This window comes from Actinomadura graeca (genome assembly GCF_019175365.1).
Classification (GTDB): Bacteria; Actinomycetota; Actinomycetes; order Streptosporangiales; family Streptosporangiaceae; genus Spirillospora; species Spirillospora graeca.
On sequence record NZ_CP059572.1, the window covers coordinates 6,775,615 to 6,795,348 of the forward strand.

A 19,734-nucleotide genomic window follows, 5' to 3' on the forward strand; every position below is an offset into this window, starting at 1 on the left:
GTGACGTTTGTATGAAATAATCAGGGCCTGAAAGTGGCAATTGACTATACGCGGGCGTATGGAGTCGCTTCTACCGTGCGGGGTGTCCCTCGTGGTTGGAGGTCCCGATGCTCAGTCCCCTTCTGCTCGCGGCGGCCCGCAGTGACCGGATCCGCGGTGTGGTGACGACCGTCCCCCTGACCAGGGGGGTCGTCGACCGCTTCGTCGCCGGTGAGTCCCTGGACGATGCGATCGCCGTGGTCCGCGAGCTGTCCGGGGCCGGTCTCCGCACCTCGCTCGACCATCTGGGGGAGGACACCACCGACCGTGACCAGGCCGACGCCACGAGGGACGCCTACCTGGAACTCCTCGCGGCCCTCAGGGAGCAGGGGCTCGCGGAGGGCTCCGAGGCGTCGGTGAAGCTCTCGGCGCTCGGGCAGCGGCTTCCCGGCGATCTCGCGCTCGACAACGCGCGCGCCATCTGCGCGGCGGCCGGACGGGCGGGCATGACCGTCACGCTCGACATGGAGGACCACACCACGGTCGACTCCACCCTCGACACCCTCGGCAAGCTCCGCGCCGACTTCCCCTGGGTCGGCGTCGCCGTCCAGGCGATGCTGCGCAGGAGCGAGGGCGACCTCCGGGACCTCGCCCACGAGGGCTCCCGGGTGCGGCTCGTCAAAGGCGCCTACGCCGAGCCGGGCTCGGTGGCGTTCCAGGGCAAGCCGGAGATCGACCGCGCCTACGTGCGGGGCCTGCGGATCCTCATGGAGGGCGCCGGATACCCCATGATCGGCAGCCACGACCCGCGCGTCATCGAGATCGCGCTCGCGCTGGCGGCGAGGACCTCGCGGTCGCCCGGCTCGTACGAGTTCCAGATGCTCTACGGGATCCGCGCCGCCGAGCAGCGGCGCCTGGCGGAGGCGCACCGGATGCGCGTGTACGTCCCGTACGGGGCCGACTGGTACGGGTACTTCATGCGGCGCCTGGCCGAGCGCCCCGCCAACCTCGTGTTCTTTCTCCGTTCGTTCGTCTCTCGCTGACCAGGAGGGTCCCTGTCATGGACGCCGTGACCAACGTTCCGACGCCGGTGAACGAGCCGGTGCGCGGCTATGCCCCCGGCAGCGCCGAGCGGGCCCGGCTGGAGGCCAGGCTCGCCGAGCTGACCGCGCGGGCGCCAGTCGACCTGCCCATGACGATCGGCGGGGAGCGGCGGCTGGGCGCCGGGGCGAAGGTCGCGGTCGTCCAGCCGCACCGGCACGCCTCGGTCCTCGGGACGTTCGGCACGGCCACCGAGGACGACGCCCGGGACGCGATCGGCGCCGCGCTGAAGGCGGCCCCGGCATGGCGGGCGCTGTCCCTGGACGACCGGGCCGCGGTCTTCCTGCGGGCCGCCGACCTGCTGTCCGGCCCGTGGCGGGAGACGCTGCTGGCCGCGACCATGCTCGGGCAGTCCAAGACCGTCCAGCAGGCGGAGATCGACAGCCCGTGCGAACTGGTCGACTTCTGGCGCTTCAACGTGCACTTCGCCCGGCGGATCGTCGCCGAGCAGCCGATCAGCAGCCCCGGCGTGTGGAACCGGTCCGACCACCGTCCGCTGGAGGGGTTCGTCTACGCGATCACCCCGTTCAACTTCACCGCCATCGCCGCGAACCTGCCGACCGCGCCCGCGCTCATGGGCAACGTGGTCGTGTGGAAGCCGTCGCCGACACAGACGTACTCGGCCGTCCTGCTCATGCGGCTTCTGGAGGAGGCCGGGCTCCCGCCGGGCGTCATCAACCTGGTCACCGGTGACGGGCTCGCGGTGTCCGACGTGGCGCTGGCGCACCCGGACCTGGCCGGGATCCACTTCACCGGCTCCACCGCGACGTTCCGGCACCTGTGGAAGACGGTCGGGAACAACATCGAGAAGTTCCGGTCCTACCCGCGGCTCGTGGGCGAGACGGGCGGCAAGGACTTCATCGTCGCGCACCCGTCCGCCGACCCCGGGATCCTGAAGACCGCCCTGGTCAGGGGCGCCTTCGAGTACCAGGGGCAGAAGTGCTCGGCCGCGTCCCGCGCCTACGTCCCGCGGTCGCTCTGGGACGGCGGCCTGAAGGAGGCGCTCGCTGCCGAGGCCGACGGGCTGACCATGGGCGACGTGGCCGACCTGTCCAACTTCATGGGCGCGCTGATCGACGAGCGGGCGTTCGCGAAGAGCAAGGCGGCGATCGACCGGGCGAAGGGCGACCCGTCCGTCGAGATCGTCGCCGGCGGGACCTACGACGACTCGGTGGGCTACTTCGTCCGGCCGACCGTCCTGGTCTCCGACGACCCGGACAACGAGATCTTCCGCACCGAGTACTTCGGCCCGATCCTCGGCGTCCACGTGTACGAGGACGACCGCTACGAGGAGATGCTCGCCCAGATGGAGGCGGTGTCGGAGTACGCGCTGACCGGCGCGATCATCGCCGACGACCGGGCGGCCGTGGCCCATGCCGCCGAGGTGCTCCGCTACGCCGCCGGGAACTTCTACGTCAACGACAAGCCCACCGGGGCGGTCGTGGGGCAGCAGCCGTTCGGCGGCGCGCGCGCGTCCGGCACCAACGACAAGGCCGGGTCCGTCTTCAACCTCCTCCGGTGGACGTCGCCGCGCTCCATCAAGGAGACGTTCGTGCCGCCGACCGACTACCGCTACCCCCACATGGGCTGACCGGCGGCCCGCTCCGCAAAGCCCGGTTCACGCCCCAGCCGCGCCGGGTTCCCGACCGGTTTGCGCAAGCCCCAGGCGCCCCATAGAGTTGGGACATCGCCGCGGGGTGGAGCAGTTCGGTAGCTCGCTGGGCTCATAACCCAGAGGTCGCAGGTTCAAATCCTGCCCCCGCTACCACGCAAGAGGGCCCTGTTCTCGTCATCGAGGACCGGGCCTTTTGATCGTCCACCCCATATGGCGACTCGGTCAGTTTCGGGTCACTTTTCCCGGCAACCGGCGCCGGTCGGTCATATCCGGCTCCGCGATGGACCACGATCGGTGCATCGGACGGACCGGGAGGGCGGCTGTGAGTTGGGCGAACGGGCGGCTGTGCGGGTTCGACGTCGAGACCACCGGCGCTGATCCGGAACAGGCCAGGATCGTCTCCGCCACGGTCGTGCTGGTCGGCGCCGGACGTCCGACGCACACCTTCCGCCTGCTGGTCGACCCGGGCGTCGAGATCCCGGCCGCGTCGACCGCGGTGCACGGCATCACCAACGAGCGGGCCCGGGCCGAGGGGCGCGCGCCCGCCGACGCGTTAGCCGAGATCACGCGGCTCCTGCGCACGACGTGGGAGCGCGGCGTCCCGGTGGTGGCCTTCAACGGCTCCTACGACCTCACCGTCCTCGACCGCGAACTGGGCAGGCACCTGGGCGCCGGCGTCACCGTCACCGGCCCGGTCGTGGACCCGCACATCATCGACCGGGCGCTGGACCGCCGCCGCGGCAAGCGGACACTGGAGGAGACCTGCCGCCACTACCGGGTGCGGCTCGACGGCGCGCACGACGCCACCGAGGACGCCCTCGCCGCCGCCCGGCTCGCCTGGCGGCTCGCCCGCCACTACGTCGCACAGGTCGGCGAGCCGCCCCTGGCGGAACTGCACGACAGGCAAGTGGAATGGTCCCGGCAGTGGGCCGACTCGCTCAACCAGTACTGGCGATCACAGGGCAGGGACCACACCATCGACGGAACATGGCCGGTCCGTCCCCGCCGAGCCTGAAAGGCTGTCGGCAGAATTCGAGGACAGGGGCATCGATGGTGGGGATCTGGCGCGAAACCGCCGACGGCCTCGTGGCGTTGCAGGCCGAGCCGTTCGAGCGGGAGCGGGTCCTGCACGACAGCATCGAGCGCGGAGCGGCGATGCTCCCGCTTCCCGGCCAGCCGACGCTGGTGATCCTCGGGCGGGAGGTGCAACTCGGCCACGGATCCGCCGACCTGATCGCGGTGGAGGCCGAGACGGGACGGCCCGTGGTGATCGAGGTGAAGCTCGCCTCCAACGCCGACCGCAGGCAGGTGTTCACCCAGACGCTCGGCTACGCCTCCGCACTGTTCGGTTTGACGGCCGAGACCTTCGACCGTCTCATGCGTCCCCACCTGGCTCGACGCGGCCACGCGTCGATCTCCGAGGCGGTCGCCGCCGAGGTCGGCGACGGCTCGGCCGCCCCAGAGTCGTTCGACGCCATGATGACCGAAGCGCTGGAGGGAGGACGGATCCGCTGCGTGGTGGTCCTGGACGCCGCGCCCGCCGACCTGATCGAGCTCACCGGCTTCCTCCAGGCCGTCACCAACGACCGCCTCGACATCGACCTGGTGACCGTGACCGCCTACACCCTCCAGGGCGTCCGGGTACTGGTGCCCCAGCTGGTCGAGCCCCAGCGCGTGACGAGCCCACCGCCGCCGCCGCCGACCCGCCGGGACGCCAGGCCGATACCCGGCGCGCAGTCCTTCGCCGACGGCATCGACGGATCCGGCCCCGCGCACCGGGAACCGCTGCGGCGGCTGCTGGACTGGGCTCAGGCTCTGGAGGCCGAGGGCCTGGCCACCCTCTTCACCACCATCGGCAAGGGACGCTGGGTCCTCAATCCGCGGCTTCCCGGGCAGGAGCGGGGGCTGGTCACCATCTGGAACGACGGCGGCGCCTCACTCAGCCCGCAGCGGTCGGTCCTCCAGGCCGAGGCGCCCCGGACGCTGGCCGTCCTCGACCAGCGGCTCCCGGGCCGGATCCGGCAGAACGGCCACCTCACCTGCCCGCTCGGCGACGACGTCCTCAACCTGTTCACCGACGCCTACCGGGAGGCCGCCGCACCGCGGTAGCGCCGCCCCGCGATCTCGACACAATTTATCTGCGCAGGCAAATACTTTGGGTTGGTCGCGGGCGCCCGATCCGGATAGCGTGCGGCCATGGCGACCGACGGTCTGCGCGACCTGGAGCAGGAGGCGTGGCGTGGGTTCCTGCTGGCCCACGACCGGCTCTGGCGCGAGATGGAGGCGGGTCTCGCCCCGCTGAACGTGAGCATGGCCGAGTACAGCGTCCTGAACCTGCTGCACGAGGCCGGGCCGAACGGCATGCGCATGTCCGAGCTCGCCCAGCGCAGGCTGATGTCCAGCGGCGGGTTCACCCGCCTCGCCGACCGTCTCCAAAGCCGCGGCCTGATCGAACGGCGGCGGTCGGCCACCGACGGCCGCGGCTTCGACGCGACCCTGACGAGCAGCGGACGCGCGCTGATACGCAGGGCGCGGCGCCGGCATCACAGCGACCTGCGCGCGCACTTCTTCAGCCGGCTGGACGAGGACCACCTCCGCGGCCTCGCCGAGATCTGGTCCCTCCTCAACGCCGACCCCGAAACCGACCACGACGCGACGCCCGACGGCGGACCGGCGTCCGAGTGAACCCCTGACCGGACGACGGGGCAGCCCGCGCCAGCCGGTCGCGGACACGAGCCCGAGCACCCGTACGACTTCGTCCTTGCCCATCCCGAAGCCGGACAGCCCACGGCGCTCGTGACCTGGAGCCTGCAGCGACACCCGCTCGGCGGCGCCCCCCAGGTCCGGGTCCAGGTGAGCGCCCCGCCAGACCGGGCAGCGGCCCCGCGTCGTGATTGCGATGGTGGTCATGGCGCAGAGAACCCGGCGGAGGACGCCATGAGCCGACGCGGGGGGCTGTGCCGGACGGCCGCACGGCACCGGGCTCCTTTCAGGCGTCCGGGTGGTGCGGGAGCGGCGCCGGGGGTTGTCAGGGGCGGGTGAAGTACTGGCCTTCGGGGGTGATGCGGACTTTCAGCCCGTCGGCCGCGCCGTCGGGGATCTGCCGCAGCTGCGTGGCAGGGAGCCGCTGCCCGCGCAGTGGCATGAACCAGGCGCCCTCACCGGCGGCGTGCCCGGCGGCGACCTGCCCGCCGCCCCCGCCGCTGTCGTTGTCGGTGACGTCCAGGACCAGCAGGACTCCTCCGGCGTGCTCGCCGCTGTAGGGGACGACGATCCGGCCGCCGTCGCGGGTCTGTTGCACCCAGGCGTAGGGGATGGTGTGGGCCGAGGCGGTGACGATGACCCGGTCGAAGGGGGCCTGCCCGGGGGCGCCGTGGCTGCCGTCGCCGGTGATGACCTGGACCCGGCCGTCGAACCCGGCGCGGTCCAGCGTGGCGCGCGCCTGGGCGGCCAGGACGGGGTCGATCTCCACGCTCGTCACCGCCGCGCCGGCGTCGGCCAGGACGGCGGCGTTCCAGCCGGTGCCGGTGCCGATCTCCAGCACCTTCATGCCCGGTTCCAGGGCCAGGGCCTCCAGCATCTGCTCCATCAGCCATGGCGCGGTCGAAGAGGAGGTGGAGTAGGGGATGGCCCACCGGCCGGGACTGCCGTCCTCCACCTGGACGGTGACGGCGTCGTCGGCGTCGACGAACTGCTGCCAGCGGGCCGGATCCTCGGCGCGGTCCAGCGGCGCCAGCGGCTCACCCGCGCGGTCGCGCACCCAGATCACATCCGGGACGAACAGCCGCCGGGGGACGCGGTCTAAAAGTTTCCCGACCCGCTGCACACCCCGCACGTGACGTCCTCCTTGCCGTCCTGCCATCCGGGCACCTTGCCCGACCCGCCGCAGGCCGGGAACGAGACCTGCTTTGAGTGTTTGCCCATGGCACCAGGGTGTCCCCGCGAGCGGCCGGGCGCCAGCAGCTCACCGGTTCTGAACCGGAACGGACAGGGACTTCTTTCCCCCGCTCGTGCCGGGACGAGGGCGTCAGCCGAGCGCGCATGCGGCGCAGGCACCGGCCCGGCACCCGGCCCAGACGGTAGCGGCGGCTGCCCATGCGGGCGGTGGCTTCGCGCGGGTTGTGGGCGGCCTACACGGCCGCGGCGGGTTTGCGGGCCAGGCCGCCGTAGGCTTCGACGTCGGGGGGCGGGCCGGTGTCGGGGCGCCAGTGCGAGACCGGGACCAGGCCGGGCTCGACCAGTTCCAGCCCGGCGAAGAAGCCGCGGAGCTCCTGCAGTGAGCGCAGGTGGTACGGCTGGGTGCCGCTGTTGTTGTAGACGTCGATGGAGCCGGGCGGCTGGACGTCGGCGCCGTCCCACAAAGCCAGGTAACTGCCGGCGGGGACCTCCTGCATCATCCTGCCGACCACGTCGTGGACCTCTTCTGTGCCGGGCAGGAAGCCCAGCACGCCCATGAACAGCACGCCGATCGGCTCCTCGAAGCTCAAGTGCTCGCGAGCCTGGTCCAGGATGGGGCCGGGCATCCGCAGGTCGGCGGGGATGTAGTGGGTCCTGCCCTGCGAGGTGAGGTTGGTCAAAAGGGCGCGGGAGTGGACCAGCACCAGCGGGTCGTTGTCGACGTAGACCACCCGGGAGTCGGGCGCGGCCCGCTGGGCGACCTCGTGGGTGTTGTCGGCCGTGGGCAGCCCGGCGCCGACGTCGAGGAACTGCCGCACCCCGGCCTCGGCCGCCAGGTACCGCACGACCCGCTGCAGGAAGGACCGGCCCTGGCGGGCCAGGTCCCTGATGGGAGGGTAGGCCGCGGCGTACTGCTCGGCGGCCGTCCGGTCGGCCGGGTAGTTGTCCTTGCCGCCCAGCAGGTAGTTCCAGATCCGGGCCGCATGCGGCACGCCCCCTGCCGCGAACTCCGTCGTCCGAACAAGATCGGACTTTCCTCGCGGAACCGAGCATCCGCAGGGTCCCCGTGCGCGAATCACCTGCGTAGTCCGCGCGGGCCACTGATCGATCAAGGTCTACCTGAGAGGAGATCAGATGCGACGACGATTCGGCGCCGTCCTCGTGCTGCTGACCGCGGTGCTCGGAGGTCTGCTGACCGGAGCAGGCGCCGCCCAGGCTTCCGACCCCGTGTGCAGGCCGACGTTGACCGGCACACCCGAAGTCATCTGCACCGTCCCTGCGGATACCGACGGTCGGAGGATCGACTTCATCCAATGGACGAGGGACGGTGCCTCCCTTCCCCAGTTCGACGACATCCGGCAGATCCTGGTGGGTTGCACACCCGGCCAGACGTTCGTGATCGGGGTGACGATCGGCTTCATCGACGACGTCGAGCAGAGCACGGGAAGCGATCGGGTCAGGTGCCCGGGCAGCACGGCGCCGCCCCCGGAGATCACCGCGTTCAGCTGTGACCAGGCCGGCTCGGAGTACTACCGCCACTTCGACTGCTATCTGTCCTGGACCGGCGGCACCGACCCGACCCAGGTCCAGATCAGCTCGAACACCAACATGGGCCGCCGGACCAACCACTACGACCAGGACTACGTCACCTTCCAGGGCACCTGCCGAGGCGTCAACAACCCCTACGTCTCGGTAACCGTCTTCGACGCCGTCGGCCGCCGCGCCGACGCCTCCCTGTCCGCCTTCTGCTGACCGAACACCGGCCCCGCCTCCGTCCCCACTGCCGGAGGCGGGGCACTCCACGCCGCTCCGCCAGGTCCGGACGGCTTTACGCGGCCTCGCTGTCATCCCGGGAGATTCTGATCGGACCTCGCTGACCTGCACTGATACCCGGCAGGTTCCGGTTCGTACGGTCCTGACCGCGTTGCGGGTGTGGAGGTGGTCGATGCCGACCGGAGGATCCGATCCGGGCCCTCACCCTGATATCCGCCGCCGTCGCCTTCATCGACCCGGGCCCCCGGCCTGGGCGACGCTCGTCATCGGCGCACCGGCTGACCCGCGTGCGCGACGCCGACCGGATGTGGAGGTGGCCTCCGGCCGGCCCGTCGAGTTCAGCGGCCATCTGGTGACACGCGAGGGTCTCTACGCCGGACTGATCGCGATTCAGGCGGGAGCATTCGCATGACCTCGACCTCCCACACCCATGAGCACGGCCACTCAGCCCCGCGATCGGGCGCCTCTCACCGCATTGCCTGGCGGCACGTCGGCCACGGCGCTGGCCCGCGCTTGTCTTGGCCAGACTGGCACCCACCAGGGCGGACGGGTTGTGACACAAGCACTTATGTTTCTGCTCCCTGACCCAGTTCATCGGTGTGAGCGGTGAGTTCGCGCGGCCGACCTGGTCTGTCCTGGTATGACTCGAATCATCGCCGACATCTCGGTCTCCGTCGACGGTCTCGTCACCGGGCCCGACCCCGATCCCGACAACGGTCTGGGCACCGGCGGCGAGGCCCTGCACACCTGGGCGTTCTCTGACGACCCTGACGACCGCCGGATCCTGCGCGAGGCGACCGCGGGCTCGGGCGCCGTCGTCCTTGGCCGCCGGCTCTTCGACGTGGTCGACGGGCCGAAGGGCTGGAACGACGACTCCGGCTACGGCGCCCGCGAGGTCGGCAAGCCCGCGTTCGTCGTCGTGACGAGCTCGCCGCCGAAGTCGTTGCGGCTCACCGGCCTGGACTGGACGTTCGTCACCACCGGCCTGGCCGACGCCGTCACCGCCGCGCGCGAGCGCGCGGAGGCGGCATCGGCCGGGAGCGGCAAGGACCTCGACGTCGTCCTCATGGGCGGCGGCCTCACGATCGGCTCGGCGCTCAACGCCGGGCTGATCGATGTGCTGAGCTTGCACATCGCGCCCGTCGTCCTGGGCACCGGGACGCCGCTGTTCACCGGCGAAGCGCCGCACACGCTGGTGCAGCGGAGTGTGACCTCGACGTCGACCGCGACGCACCTGATCTACGACGTCGTCACCTGACAATGTCATAGCGGAACTCTGCATCGGGCGATCAACGGGTGTCCCGCCGGGCGCCGTCATCCATGTTCATCACCACCCCCCGGGTCGGGACTGCACCTGCGGCTCCTCCGCCTGTCGTTGAACCCCTTCGACACGGTCCCCTTCTCACGCCCACAACCGTCGCTCAGAGCAACGCACAAACGTTGCTGCTTCTCGCGGTTGCAGCCAGCGGGGACGGCTGCTCGGCCCCGGGGTCGCGCTTTTGTGGTTCGCAGGGCGGCTGGCAGCCGTGGTGCGAGCCGCACCAGGCGTGTGTGGGCACGATCTGGGCCTGGGAGCGCTCCCAGGCCTCGATCACCAGTACGGCCAGCGGGCTGGTGTGGACGTCGCCGTGCGCCGTCCACCGCGACATCGGGCACGGCGTGAGGGAGCCAAAGGCCAGGACCACCGTGTTGTCCCGCCCGCAGCGGCCGGATGACTCGCCCGGGTCGTGGCCGTCTGCGGGGGCGGCGCGGCCGAACGGCCGGACCCGGTCCGAGCCGATGTGCTGCACACCCATCGCGGTCAGCATGGCGCGGGAAGGCGGGCCCTGCGGCCATGGCCGCAGGGCCCGAGAGGTGCTGCGGGCGGGTTTGGTCAGCAGATGACGTGCACCGCGTCGGTCTTGTTGCGCACCGACGGCCCGAGGTTGAACATCTCGCCGGGGGCGGCGGAGACCAGGTGCTCCCAGGCGCGGCCGTTCCAGTTGGCCAGGTTCACCTTGTGGCGGGTGCGGTTGCGGATGGACTCGGCCCGGTCACCCAGGCCCTGGAGGCCGATGTTGTCGAACCAGCAGCCGTCGGCCTTGGCATAGAAGCGGCGGTTTCCTCCCCTGTCGTCGTACAGGCAGACGGATCCCGGCGGGCACTCCCAGGAGGCGAGCGCGCCCGCTTGCGTCGGCGCAGCAGCGGCGTGCGCCAGCGCGGGGATCGCCATCGAGGTGACCGTTGCGGCCATGGCCGCGACCATCGTGCGTTCCAGTCGGTGCATGTCGATGCTCCTGTTCATCTCGATTGACCTCTTCGCGGGAGAGGCCGACTTCGAGATGTTCAGCGGTGCCGCCCTCATCTCCGCTGGGATCGACTCTGGCTGTCCGCGCCGCCCACTTCTATGACACACAGTGAAGAATGTTCAACCGAGTGTGCCCATTTGGGTGGCTGTGAAGGGTAGTCGACCGGCGAGCGCTGGAGGTGCCGGGTGTCGTGTGCGAGCCGAGGTCGCGCGCCCGGGACGCCGCTGGACTGGTCAATAGATGATCACGTCCTGGGGCTGCCCGAAGTCGCTGTTTGCCCGGAGTATCTGCTTTGGGAGGTCTGAGTCCTGGTCGTGGCGAGGTCTCCTCCATGAGCTCGTCCTGTCAGGAGGCGACCAGAGCGGGCGAACCGACGGGATCGCCTGATCGGCCGGAGCGCTGATCGCTCATGTGCGTGACAGCTACGCGTTATCACGTACATGAGCGTGATCTTGTCCGGGTGAGCGACGGGACCGTCCTCGCTGGTTCAGGTAGGGCTACTCGCCCTCACCGCTCGCCAGGCATGCTGGCTCGCACTCTTGGGCGAGATGTAGATCCCGTCGCCGACCGGGTGCCGCCTGGCGTGAGGACGTCCGGCGGGGCGGTGCACCGCGCAGGAGCATCGGCGACCAAGCGGCGGCCGTTGTAGCCGAATCTGCCCAAATCCCTCGCACTGTGGTGGCGCCGGGGATCGCCGCACCGGTACCCGGAAGCCGAGGGCCTGGTCATGCCGGTCTCGGGACGGTACCGGGCATCGACCCCGAAGATCCGCACATAGGTGATGGAGGGGTTCTTCTCCAGAGACCTCTGGGCAGCGCGCGAAGCGGGCGTCGAGGGCCCGCCCTCGGATGTAGCCGGTGTCGTAGTCAGTGCGGTGCAGGCTGGGCGGGGCGGATCGAGCTGTCCATGTCCGTGCCGCGGGGAGTGGTCTAGTGGCCTGCCTCTATCTTTTCCCTTGTGCGGATTCTTGTTGCGGGCGGGCTGGACGTCTGTGGTGTGCTCGCCTTCGTCGCCATCGGACGGGCCTCGCATGACGAGGCCGGGAGCGTGACGGGGTTCGCGAGCACGGCGTGGCCGTTCCTGGTGGGGCTCGCGGTGGGGTGGGGCGCGGTCAGGGCCTGGCGGCGGCCGGACGCGGTGGTGCCCTCGGGCGTCGGGGTCTGGCTGGTGACCGTGGCCGCGGGGATGGTGCTGCGGGTGGTGTCCGGGCAGGGGACGGCGTTCGCGTTCGTGCTGGTCGCCCTGGCCTTCCTCGCCCTGGTGCTCCTCGGGTGGCGGTTCGCGGCCGGGCGGATCGCGGGTTCCCGCGGCCGGCCCTAGCGCGGTGGGAGCACGCGCCCCGTGTTGATCTGCGCCCGGTGGTGTAGCCGGGAAGCCTCCCTGGCCATGACGACGGGACCGGCGTCCCCCTCGGACGATGGTCGGCGTCATGACCCGCCGTCGGGAGGAAACCGATCATGTACGTCGCCTCGTCCGCCAACCGCAGGCTCGCCGCGGCGGGACTGGCGGTCGCCGCCGCGGCCATCCCCGTGCAGATCGCCGGGGGCATGGACTACCCGGTGGTCCCGCCCGGGCTGGTGATCCTCGCGGCCGGTGCGCTGGTCGCCCTGCTCGCGCGCCCGCGATGGGCGCTCATCGTGCCGGCGGTGATCGCGGTCTTCCTGTCGTTCGGCGCGGTCGTCACCGACAACGCGCGGGACGCCCTGGGAGACCCCGGGGACGTCCTGGCCTTCGCCGGGACGGTCGTCCAGTGCGCCGGCCTGGTGACGGGCCTGGTCTTCTGCGCCCTGTCCCTGGCCGAGCGCGCCCCGGCGACCCCGCGCTAGTGACCGGCGGGGCCGGACGCGTTGGCGCGGTCGACCTCGGCCATGTGCTCCTCGGCCCAGGTCCGGACGCCCGCGAGCACGACTTCGAGTGACAGGCCCAGGTCGGTGAGCCGGTAGTGCACGTGCGGCGGGACGGTCGGCTCCACGCGGCGGGCGACCAGGCCGTCCCGCGCCAGGCTCTGCAGGGTCGAGGACAGCATCTTCTGCGAGACCCCCGGCATCCGCCGCCGGAGCTCGGAGAAGCGCAGCTCGTGCGGTGCGGCCTCGGCGAGGACCTTGACGGCCATGGAGGTCCACTTGGTGCCGATCCGGTCCAGCAGCTTGCGGGTCGGGCACTGCGGGTCGAAGAGGTCGCCCTTCGCCGCGGGCCGCCGTGAGGAGGTCACCCGGAGCTCACCACCTGTCGGGAAAGTGCCGTCTTGGACATGCAGCGGGGATTACTTATCGTCATCATGTCACCAATGGTTACCACCCGGGAGGGGCCATGCCCGGCACCGTCTCCGTGCCCGCCACGCGCCGGGTCGCGGCCAACGGCATCGAGATCAACGTGGCGGTCGCCGGGGAGGGGCCCGCCGTCCTGCTGCTGCACGGCTTCCCGCACACCTGGCGGCTGTGGACGGAGGTCGCCGCCGGCCTCGGCGGGTTTCGCGTCATCGCCCCGGATCTGCGGGGGACGGGCGGCACCACCCGGGCGCGGGACGGGTACGACGCCGGGACCCTCGCGGCCGACGCCGAGGCACTCCTCGACGCACTCGGGGAGCCCACTGCGGCCGTCGCCGGCATCGACGCCGGGGCCCTTCCCGCGTTCCTGCTCGCGTTGCGGCGGCCCGGCCGCGTGCGGCGGCTCGTCCTGATGGAGTCGCTGCTGGGGCTGCCCGGCGCGGAGGACCCGCCCGGCGCCGGTCCGCCGTGGTGGTTCGGCTTCCACGCGGTCCCGGGCCTCGCCGAGACGGTCCTGGCCGGGCACGAGGCCGAGTACGTCGACTGGTTCCTGCGCACGGGCACGCACGGCCGCGGCGTGCCACGTCCTATCCGGGACGCCTTCGTCGGCGCCTACACCGGCGTCGAGTCCCTTCGCTGCGCCTTCTCCCACTACCGTGCCCTTCCTGTCAGCGCGCGGCAGATCCGGGACGCCGCGGCCTCGCATCGGCTGACCGTGCCCACGATGGCCATCGGCGCCCATCCCGTCGGGGACGCCCTCGAACGGCGGCTGCGTCCCGTCGCCGACGACCTCACCGGCCACGTCATCGAGGATTGCGGCCACATCGTCCCCCTGGACCGCCCTGACGCCCTGCTCGGGCTGATGGCGCCGTTCCTCGGCGCGGACCGGGACGCGTGACCGGCTAGGGCCGGTCGGGGGTGAAGATCTCCGCGGTGCGGGTCAGCTCCACCGCGGCCGCGTCGGCGGTGGCCAGGGGCCCGAAGGCGATGCCGCCCGCCGCGAGCACGCGCCCGTCGGCGAGCGCGACGGCCGCGAAGTCCCAGCGGCCGACGCCCAGCCCGCCGGTGACGCTCCAGTCGCGCGTGGCCGGGTCGTAGAGGAACGTCGCCCGGTAGCCGACGTCCACGCAGCCGGTGTCGGTGCCGCCCGCCACCAGGATCTTGCCGGACGGCAGCGGGACGGCGCGGTGGAAGCTCAGCGCCCACGGCATGTCCGCGGACGCGCTCCACCGCCCGGTCGCGGGGTCGTAGCGCTCGGTCGAGGACAGGCTGTAGGGGCTGTAGGCCCAGTTCTGGAAGATGCCCTGCCCGCCGCCGGTCAGCAGCACCGAGCCGTCCGGCAGCGGCGCGGCGGCCGCGCTGATCCGCGGCGTGACCAGGTTGCCCGTCGGCCGCCACGTCCCGCTCGCGGGGTCGTAGGTCTCGCAGTGGGCGGTGCCCGCGGCGTCGTCCCTGGTGACGATCACCATGCCCCCGGCGGCCAGGACCCGGCCGTCGGGCAGCGGCACGGCGGGGTGCCCGGTCCGGGCGCCGTTCATCGGACCGGTCGCGGACCAGGTGCCGGTGCCCGGGTCGAACAGCTCGGCCGAGTCCAGCGTCCGGTACGACTCCTCGTCGCGGACGGACGTCCCTCCCGCGGCGAGCACCCGGCCGTCCGGCAGCAGCGTCGCGGAATGGAGGTAGCGGGCCTGGACCATGCTCCCGGTCGGCGTCCACGTCCTCGTCCCCGGGTCGTAGATCTCGGCCGTGGCGAGTTCGCCCGGCGGCGTCGAGAACGGCCCGCCGATCCCGCCCGCGGCCAGGACGCGCCCGTCGGCGAGGCGGGTGAGCGTGTGCAGCCTGCGGGTCGCGGTCAGGGCGCCGGTCGCCGTCCAGGCGTTGGCGGCCGGGTCGTACACCGATGCCCCGCCGTAGGCGTCGCGCCGCGCGTTCTCACCACCGGCCAGCAGCACCGTGCCGTCGCCCAGCAGCACCGCCGTGTTCGTGGCCAGCCACGTGGGCTCCGCCAGCCCGCCCGCCGCCGACCAGCGTCCCGGGGCCGCGCCCGCCGCGGCGTCCCGCACCGTCCCCGCAGCCCCTGTGATCATGATCGAGCCCCCCGGATGGATCTGACCTGGTCGCCGGCCGTACCCCACGCGCTTCCCCACGACCCGAGTCTCGGCCACCGGACGATCCGAGCGACATCGCGAACACAGAGAGTTGACGCCGCGGCCAGCATGTTCTCACCGTTCTGTGCACAGAGCGTGACGCCAGGCCACGCGAGAAGTCCGCGACGCCCCGCCCTGAGCACAGGGCCACGCCCCGTCGCCGGGGTGGGCTCGTCCTTGATCGTTGGTATTAATGGGGATTTGTGGACACCATGGCGGTGAGGTTCTGAGAGGTCGACGATGCCGTCTGCTGCGAACACGCTGCTCCGACTGGGCGCCCGCCTGGGCTCCACGGCCCAGAACGCCCTTGAGGTCGCCCGGTTCGGGGGCTTCGACACCGATGAGGACGCGTCGCCGTACGAGGTCGTGAGCGAGCGGCGGGTGCACCGGCTGCGGCACTACTTCCCCGGCGAGGGCGGCGGGCCCGTGATGCTGCTCGTCCCGCCGCTGATGATGACCGCGGAGGTGTACGACATCTCGTCGCGGGTCAGCGCGGTGGCGACGCTGCGGCGGCTCGGGATCGACCCGTGGGTGGTGGACTTCGGCGCGCCGGAGCGCGAGCCCGGCGGGCTGGAACGGACGATCACCGACCACGTGCTGGCGGTGGACGACGCGGTCGACCGGATCCGGGACATCACCGGACGGGACGTCCACCTCGCCGGATACTCGCAGGGCGGGATGTTCGTCTACCAGGCGGCCGCGTACCGGCGGGCCGAGGGCATAGCGTCGGTGGTGACGTTCGGCAGCCCGTCAGACACGAGCGTGGGCCTGCCGTTCGGGTTGCCGGGCCGGCTCGCGGCCGAGGGCGCCGAGCGGATCCCCGACTGGCTCCTCGGGGCCTTCGCGGTGCCCGGATGGGTCACGCGGACGGGGTTCCAGCTGCTCAGCCCGGTGAAGTCGGTGCGCTCGCGGGTCGATTTCATTCTCCAGCTGCACGACCGGGAGCGGCTCGCGTCGCGTGAGCGGCAGCGGCGCTTCCTGGAGCGGGAGGGCTGGGTGTCGTGGCCGGGCCCGGCGCTGGCCGAGTTCGTCCGCCAGTTCGTCCAGCACAACCGGATGCTCACGGGCGGGTTCGTCATCGGCGACCGGCTGGTGACACTGGCCGACATCACCTGCCCCGTGCTTACGTTCGTCGGGGAGGTGGACGAGATCGCGCCGCCGCCGATGGTCCGCGGCATCCGCCGCGCCGCGCCGCGCGCGCCGGTGTACGAGGCGTCGCTGCGCGCCGGGCACTTCGGGCTGGTGGTCGGCGGTCTCGCGATCGGGCGGACGTGGCCGGCGGTGGCCGGGTGGGCGCGCTGGCGGGAGGACGGGGGCGCGCTGCCGGAGATCGTCACGCCCGTCAGCGGCGACGAGGAGGCCACGCCCGCCGGGCTGCCCGGCGGGCCGGCGGGATACGGGCTGCGGCTCGCGGCGGGCGCGGGCGCCGACGCGGCCCGTCAGGCGTTCACGGCGGCGGCGCGGACGGTGCGCGGGACGCGGCGGCTCGCCGGGGAGGCCGCCCAGAACCTGCCGCGGCTCACCCGGCTGGAGCGGATCGGGCCCGACACGCGCATGTCGCTGGGCCTGCTGCTCGACGAGCAGGCCGCGCGCAGGCCGGATGAGGTGTTCTTCCTCTACCAGGGCCGGGCGCACCGGCACGAGGCCGCCAAGACCCGCGTCGACGCGATCGTCCGCGGGCTGATCGACATCGGCGTCCGGCAGGGCGAGCCGGTGGGCGTGCTGATGGACACCCGCCCGACGGCGCTCGCCCTGGTCGCGGCGCTGAGCCGGCTCGGCGCCGTCGCGGTGCTGCTGCGGCCGGACGGCGACACGGCCGCGGAGGCGCGGCTGGGGCAGGTCACGCGCGTGATCGCCGACCCCGGGCACGCCGGGCGCGCCGCCGGGCTGGACGGCGTCCGGGCGTACCTGCTGGGCGGGCGCGGCACGGGCGACCGGGGCGCGCTGCCGGACATGGAGCTGATCGATCCCGCGCGGGTGACGCTCCCCGGCTGGTACCGGCCCAATCCGGGAAGGGCCGACGACCTGGCCTTCGTGGTGTTCACCGGGGACGGCGAGCACCTGCGCGCCGGGCGCGTCACCAACCGCCGGTGGGCGCTGTCGGCGTTCGGCACCGCCTCGTCGGCGGCGCTGTCCCCGGCGGACACGGTGTTCAGCCTCACCCCGATCCAGCATCCCTCCGCGCTGCTGATGAGCCTCGGCGGCGCCGTCGCGGGCGGCGCGCGGCTGGCCCTGGCCAGCGCCTACGACCCGGAGACGTTCTGGGACGAGGCGCGCCGCTACGGGGTGACCGTCGCGTCCTACACCTGGACGCTGCTCCGCGATCTCGTCAACGCGCCGCCGCACCCGGGGGAGCGGCACCATCCCGTCCGGCTGTTCATCGGCTCGGGCATGCCGCGCGGGCTCTGGCGGCGGGTCGAGGAGCGGTTCGCGCCCGCGCGGGTGCTGGAGTTCTACGCCTCCACCGAGGGCGGGACGATCCTGGTGAACCTGAGCGGGAAGAAGCCCGGATCGCTCGGCCGCCCGATGCCGGGCGGCGCGCCCGTCAGGCTCGCCCGCTACGACCTGGAGGGCGGCCGCCTCGCCGAGGGGGCGGACGGCTTCGCGGTCGAGTGCGCGCCCGGCGAGATCGGGATGCTGCTGGCACGCGTCCGGCCTTCGGCCCCGGGCGCGGCGCCGTCCGGGTCGCGTCCGATGCGGGGCGTGTTCGCGCCCGGGGACGCCTGGACGGCCACCGGGGACCTGTTCCGCCGCGACGCCGACGGCGACTTCTGGCTGGTCGGACGGGACGCCGAGCTGATCCGGACGGCGGAGGGCATCGTCCCGCCCGGCCCGATCAGGGACGCGCTGGGCGACCTGCCCTGCGTCGACTCCGTCGCCGTGTACGGCATCCCGGACGGCGACACCGAGCTGGCGGCGGCCGCGGTCACCCTGCGCGCCCCCCTGGCCGGGCAGGTGGCCGCGGCCGAGCGGGAGGCGCTCAAGCCGGTCGACCTGTCCGAGGCGCTGCTGCGGGTGGAGCCCGCGCTGCGTCCCGCGATCGTCCGGGTCGTGGACGAGATCCCCGTCACGGCCGGGTGGCGGCCGCAGACGGCGCGGCTGCGCGAGGAGGGCGTCCCCGCAGGCGGGGACGGGCGCACCTACGTCCGGGACGGGACGGGCGCCTACCGCCCGGCGCCCCCGGCCGGGGGGACGCGCGGATAGCCCTGGACTCCCGGTCATCCGCTGCGTTACAAGAAAGCGACAGAAATCGCTCATTTGTTGCACGGCCGGAGGGTCCATGACGAGCGTCCTCGCGCCACCGCCGGAGGGCAGCGGGCTGAAAGCCGTCCCCGGCGTGCCCGGCATCCCCTACATCGGCAACACGCTGCAGGTGATGCGGCACCCGTTCGACTACGCCCGCAAGCGCTACGACGAGTACGGCGCGGTCGCCTGGGGATGGCTGCTCGGCCAGCGGACGGTCACGGTGCAGGGCCCGGAGGCCGCCGAGGTCGTGCTGGTCAACCGGGACAAGGCGTTCGCCAACGGCCCGGCCTGGAGCTACTTCATCGGCCCGTTCTTCTACCGCGGCATCATGCTGCTGGACTTCGACGAGCACCTGCACCACCGCCGCATCATGCAGCAGGCGTTCACCAGGGCGCGGCTCCGCTCCTACCTGGACGCGATGGCGCCCGGCATCGTCACGGGCCTGGACGCGTGGCGGCCCGGAGCCGGCTTCAAGGTCTACGACCACGTCAAGCAGCTCACCCTGGACCTCGCCACCGACGTGTTCATGGGCGTCGGGCTGAGCAGGGCCGAGCGCGACCGCGTCAACGGCGCCTTCGTCGACGCCGTCCGGGCGGGCACCGCGTACGTGCGCTTCCCGGTCCCGGGGCTGCGCTGGCACCGCGGGCTGCGGGCACGCAAAGTGCTGGAGGGGTTCTTCCGCGACCAGGTGCCCGCCAAGCGCCGCGACGGCGGCGACGACCTGTTCGCCGCGCTCTGCGAGGCCGAGACCGACGACGGCCACCGCTTCACCGACGAGGACGTCGTCAACCACATGATCTTCGCGCTGATGGCGGCGCACGACACCACGACGATCACGCTGACGACGATGGCGTACCACCTGGCCAGGCATCCCGAATGGCAGGAGCGGCTGCGCGAGGAGTCCCTGGCGCTCGGGACGGCCTCGCCCACCGACGCCGAGCTGGACTCCCTCACCGGCGCGGACATGGTGATGAAGGAGTCGCTGCGGCTGGTCGCGCCCGTCCCGGCACTGCCCCGCAAGGTCGTCAAGGACACCTCGATCCTCGGCTTCCACATCCCCGAGGGCGCGACCGTGGTCGTCCCGACGCTCACCAACCACCACATGGCCGACTGGTGGCCGGACCCGGAGCGGTTCGACCCCGGCCGGTTCGGGCCCGATCGCCGCGAGGACAGGATCCACAAGTACGCGTGGTCGCCGTTCGGCGGCGGCGCGCACAAGTGCATCGGCCTGTACTTCGCGGGCATGCAGGTGAAGGCGATCTTGCACCAGATGCTGGTGCGCTATCGCTGGAGCGTGCCGGAACGGTACGAATGGCCCCTGGACACCACGTCCCTGCCGTCGCCGAAGGACGGGCTGCCCGTCCGGCTCGACCGCTGCGAGACCGCGTGAGCACGGTCGCCGCCATCGGGGTCAAACCGGC

The 19,734-nt window shown here is 72.3% G+C and carries 18 protein-coding genes and 1 tRNA gene; 13 read left to right on the top strand and 6 right to left on the bottom strand.

Annotated features, from left to right (window positions below; all coding sequences use genetic code 11):
- The first annotated feature begins 107 nt into the window (after window positions 1-107).
- From AGRA3207_RS30045 to AGRA3207_RS30070, 6 genes are all read left to right on the top strand, one after another.
- Complete coding sequence (locus AGRA3207_RS30045) at window positions 108-1,022, top strand: proline dehydrogenase family protein (protein ID WP_231330501.1); 915 nt, start codon at window positions 108-110, stop codon at window positions 1,020-1,022.
- 17 nt (window positions 1,023-1,039) lie between these two features.
- On the top strand, window positions 1,040-2,671 hold the full coding sequence (gene pruA, locus AGRA3207_RS30050) for an L-glutamate gamma-semialdehyde dehydrogenase (RefSeq protein WP_231330502.1): 1,632 nt from the start codon (window positions 1,040-1,042) through the stop codon (window positions 2,669-2,671).
- 100 nt (window positions 2,672-2,771) lie between these two features.
- A tRNA-Met gene (locus AGRA3207_RS30055) sits at window positions 2,772-2,848 on the top strand.
- Between the two features lie 169 nt (window positions 2,849-3,017).
- Window positions 3,018-3,710: an exonuclease domain-containing protein gene (locus tag AGRA3207_RS30060; RefSeq protein ID WP_231330503.1), complete on the top strand. Its 693-nt coding sequence runs from the start codon at window positions 3,018-3,020 to the stop codon at window positions 3,708-3,710.
- A gap of 35 nt (window positions 3,711-3,745) precedes the next feature.
- Entirely contained in the window at window positions 3,746-4,804 is a 1,059-nt protein-coding gene (locus tag AGRA3207_RS30065) for a PDDEXK family nuclease (RefSeq protein ID WP_231330504.1), read from the top strand.
- A gap of 87 nt (window positions 4,805-4,891) precedes the next feature.
- Window positions 4,892-5,380, top strand: a complete 489-nt coding sequence (locus AGRA3207_RS30070) for a MarR family winged helix-turn-helix transcriptional regulator (protein ID WP_231330505.1) — start codon at window positions 4,892-4,894, stop codon at window positions 5,378-5,380.
- Window positions 5,381-5,723: 343 nt separating this feature from the next.
- On the opposite strand, the gene AGRA3207_RS30075 is transcribed toward AGRA3207_RS30070, so the two are convergent.
- Both AGRA3207_RS30075 and AGRA3207_RS30080 read right to left on the bottom strand, forming a co-directional pair.
- Window positions 5,724-6,530: a protein-L-isoaspartate O-methyltransferase family protein gene (locus AGRA3207_RS30075; RefSeq protein ID WP_231330506.1), complete on the bottom strand. Its 807-nt coding sequence runs from the start codon at window positions 6,528-6,530 to the stop codon at window positions 5,724-5,726.
- A gap of 295 nt (window positions 6,531-6,825) precedes the next feature.
- The gene (locus AGRA3207_RS30080; protein ID WP_231330507.1) at window positions 6,826-7,584 is read right to left on the bottom strand and encodes an SAM-dependent methyltransferase; all 759 of its coding nucleotides are present in this window, start codon (window positions 7,582-7,584) and stop codon (window positions 6,826-6,828) included.
- A 142-nt stretch (window positions 7,585-7,726) separates the two neighbouring features.
- Here AGRA3207_RS30080 and AGRA3207_RS30085 point away from each other — a divergent pair, with 142 nt between their 5' ends.
- Window positions 7,727-8,344, top strand: coding sequence for a hypothetical protein (locus tag AGRA3207_RS30085; protein ID WP_231330508.1), 618 nt, complete (start codon window positions 7,727-7,729; stop codon window positions 8,342-8,344).
- Window positions 8,345-9,005: 661 nt separating this feature from the next.
- Window positions 9,006-9,623, top strand: a complete 618-nt coding sequence (locus AGRA3207_RS30090; protein WP_231330509.1) for a dihydrofolate reductase family protein — start codon at window positions 9,006-9,008, stop codon at window positions 9,621-9,623.
- 163 nt (window positions 9,624-9,786) lie between these two features.
- On the opposite strand, the gene AGRA3207_RS30095 is transcribed toward AGRA3207_RS30090, so the two are convergent.
- Both AGRA3207_RS30095 and AGRA3207_RS30100 read right to left on the bottom strand, forming a co-directional pair.
- Window positions 9,787-10,161, bottom strand: coding sequence for a hypothetical protein (locus AGRA3207_RS30095; RefSeq protein WP_231330510.1), 375 nt, complete (start codon window positions 10,159-10,161; stop codon window positions 9,787-9,789).
- 77 nt (window positions 10,162-10,238) lie between these two features.
- A complete protein-coding gene (locus AGRA3207_RS30100; protein WP_231330511.1) occupies window positions 10,239-10,631 on the bottom strand; it encodes a peptidase inhibitor family I36 protein in 393 nt (130 codons plus the stop codon).
- Between the two features lie 979 nt (window positions 10,632-11,610).
- Between AGRA3207_RS30100 and AGRA3207_RS30105 the strand changes: the two genes are divergently transcribed.
- Both AGRA3207_RS30105 and AGRA3207_RS30110 read left to right on the top strand, forming a co-directional pair.
- Window positions 11,611-11,973, top strand: a complete 363-nt coding sequence (locus tag AGRA3207_RS30105; RefSeq protein WP_231330512.1) for a DUF3054 domain-containing protein — start codon at window positions 11,611-11,613, stop codon at window positions 11,971-11,973.
- 137 nt (window positions 11,974-12,110) lie between these two features.
- Window positions 12,111-12,479, top strand: coding sequence for a hypothetical protein (locus AGRA3207_RS30110; RefSeq protein WP_231330513.1), 369 nt, complete (start codon window positions 12,111-12,113; stop codon window positions 12,477-12,479).
- On the opposite strand, the gene AGRA3207_RS30115 is transcribed toward AGRA3207_RS30110, so the two are convergent.
- Window positions 12,476-12,865 (bottom strand): winged helix-turn-helix transcriptional regulator, encoded by a 390-nt coding sequence (locus AGRA3207_RS30115; RefSeq protein ID WP_231330514.1) that lies wholly within the window; start codon window positions 12,863-12,865, stop codon window positions 12,476-12,478. The two genes, AGRA3207_RS30110 and AGRA3207_RS30115, sit on opposite strands and share 4 nt — an antisense overlap.
- 98 nt (window positions 12,866-12,963) lie before the next feature.
- On the opposite strand from AGRA3207_RS30115, the gene AGRA3207_RS30120 reads away from it, so the two are divergent.
- Entirely contained in the window at window positions 12,964-13,818 is an 855-nt protein-coding gene (locus tag AGRA3207_RS30120) for an alpha/beta fold hydrolase (protein WP_231330515.1), read from the top strand.
- A 4-nt stretch (window positions 13,819-13,822) separates the two neighbouring features.
- On the opposite strand, the gene AGRA3207_RS30125 is transcribed toward AGRA3207_RS30120, so the two are convergent.
- On the bottom strand, window positions 13,823-15,007 hold the full coding sequence (locus tag AGRA3207_RS30125; protein ID WP_231330516.1) for a Kelch repeat-containing protein: 1,185 nt from the start codon (window positions 15,005-15,007) through the stop codon (window positions 13,823-13,825).
- 300 nt (window positions 15,008-15,307) lie between these two features.
- On the opposite strand from AGRA3207_RS30125, the gene AGRA3207_RS30130 reads away from it, so the two are divergent.
- On the top strand, window positions 15,308-18,271 hold the full coding sequence (locus tag AGRA3207_RS30130; RefSeq protein ID WP_231330517.1) for an AMP-binding protein: 2,964 nt from the start codon (window positions 15,308-15,310) through the stop codon (window positions 18,269-18,271).
- 76 nt (window positions 18,272-18,347) lie between these two features.
- The gene (locus tag AGRA3207_RS30135; protein ID WP_231330518.1) at window positions 18,348-19,703 is read left to right on the top strand and encodes a cytochrome P450; all 1,356 of its coding nucleotides are present in this window, start codon (window positions 18,348-18,350) and stop codon (window positions 19,701-19,703) included.
- Window positions 19,704-19,734 lie beyond the last annotated feature (31 nt).

Bases quoted from the DNA above. Each gene is read 5' to 3' on its own strand.
- AGRA3207_RS30100 (WP_231330511.1), bottom strand. From the start codon at position 10,631: ATGCACCGACTGGAACGCACGATGGTCGCGGCCATGGCCGCAACGGTC.
- AGRA3207_RS30120 (WP_231330515.1), top strand. From the start codon at position 12,964: ATGCCCGGCACCGTCTCCGTGCCCGCCACGCGCCGGGTCGCGGCCAAC.
- AGRA3207_RS30130 (WP_231330517.1), top strand. From the start codon at position 15,308: ATGCCGTCTGCTGCGAACACGCTGCTCCGACTGGGCGCCCGCCTGGGC.
- AGRA3207_RS30085 (WP_231330508.1), top strand. From the start codon at position 7,727: ATGCGACGACGATTCGGCGCCGTCCTCGTGCTGCTGACCGCGGTGCTC.
- AGRA3207_RS30090 (WP_231330509.1), top strand. From the start codon at position 9,006: ATGACTCGAATCATCGCCGACATCTCGGTCTCCGTCGACGGTCTCGTC.
- AGRA3207_RS30045 (WP_231330501.1), top strand. From the start codon at position 108: ATGCTCAGTCCCCTTCTGCTCGCGGCGGCCCGCAGTGACCGGATCCGC.
- AGRA3207_RS30125 (WP_231330516.1), bottom strand. From the start codon at position 15,007: ATGATCACAGGGGCTGCGGGGACGGTGCGGGACGCCGCGGCGGGCGCG.
- AGRA3207_RS30065 (WP_231330504.1), top strand. From the start codon at position 3,746: ATGGTGGGGATCTGGCGCGAAACCGCCGACGGCCTCGTGGCGTTGCAG.
- AGRA3207_RS30135 (WP_231330518.1), top strand. From the start codon at position 18,348: ATGACGAGCGTCCTCGCGCCACCGCCGGAGGGCAGCGGGCTGAAAGCC.
- pruA (WP_231330502.1), top strand. From the start codon at position 1,040: ATGGACGCCGTGACCAACGTTCCGACGCCGGTGAACGAGCCGGTGCGC.
- AGRA3207_RS30110 (WP_231330513.1), top strand. From the start codon at position 12,111: ATGTACGTCGCCTCGTCCGCCAACCGCAGGCTCGCCGCGGCGGGACTG.
- AGRA3207_RS30095 (WP_231330510.1), bottom strand. From the start codon at position 10,161: ATGGGTGTGCAGCACATCGGCTCGGACCGGGTCCGGCCGTTCGGCCGC.
- AGRA3207_RS30070 (WP_231330505.1), top strand. From the start codon at position 4,892: ATGGCGACCGACGGTCTGCGCGACCTGGAGCAGGAGGCGTGGCGTGGG.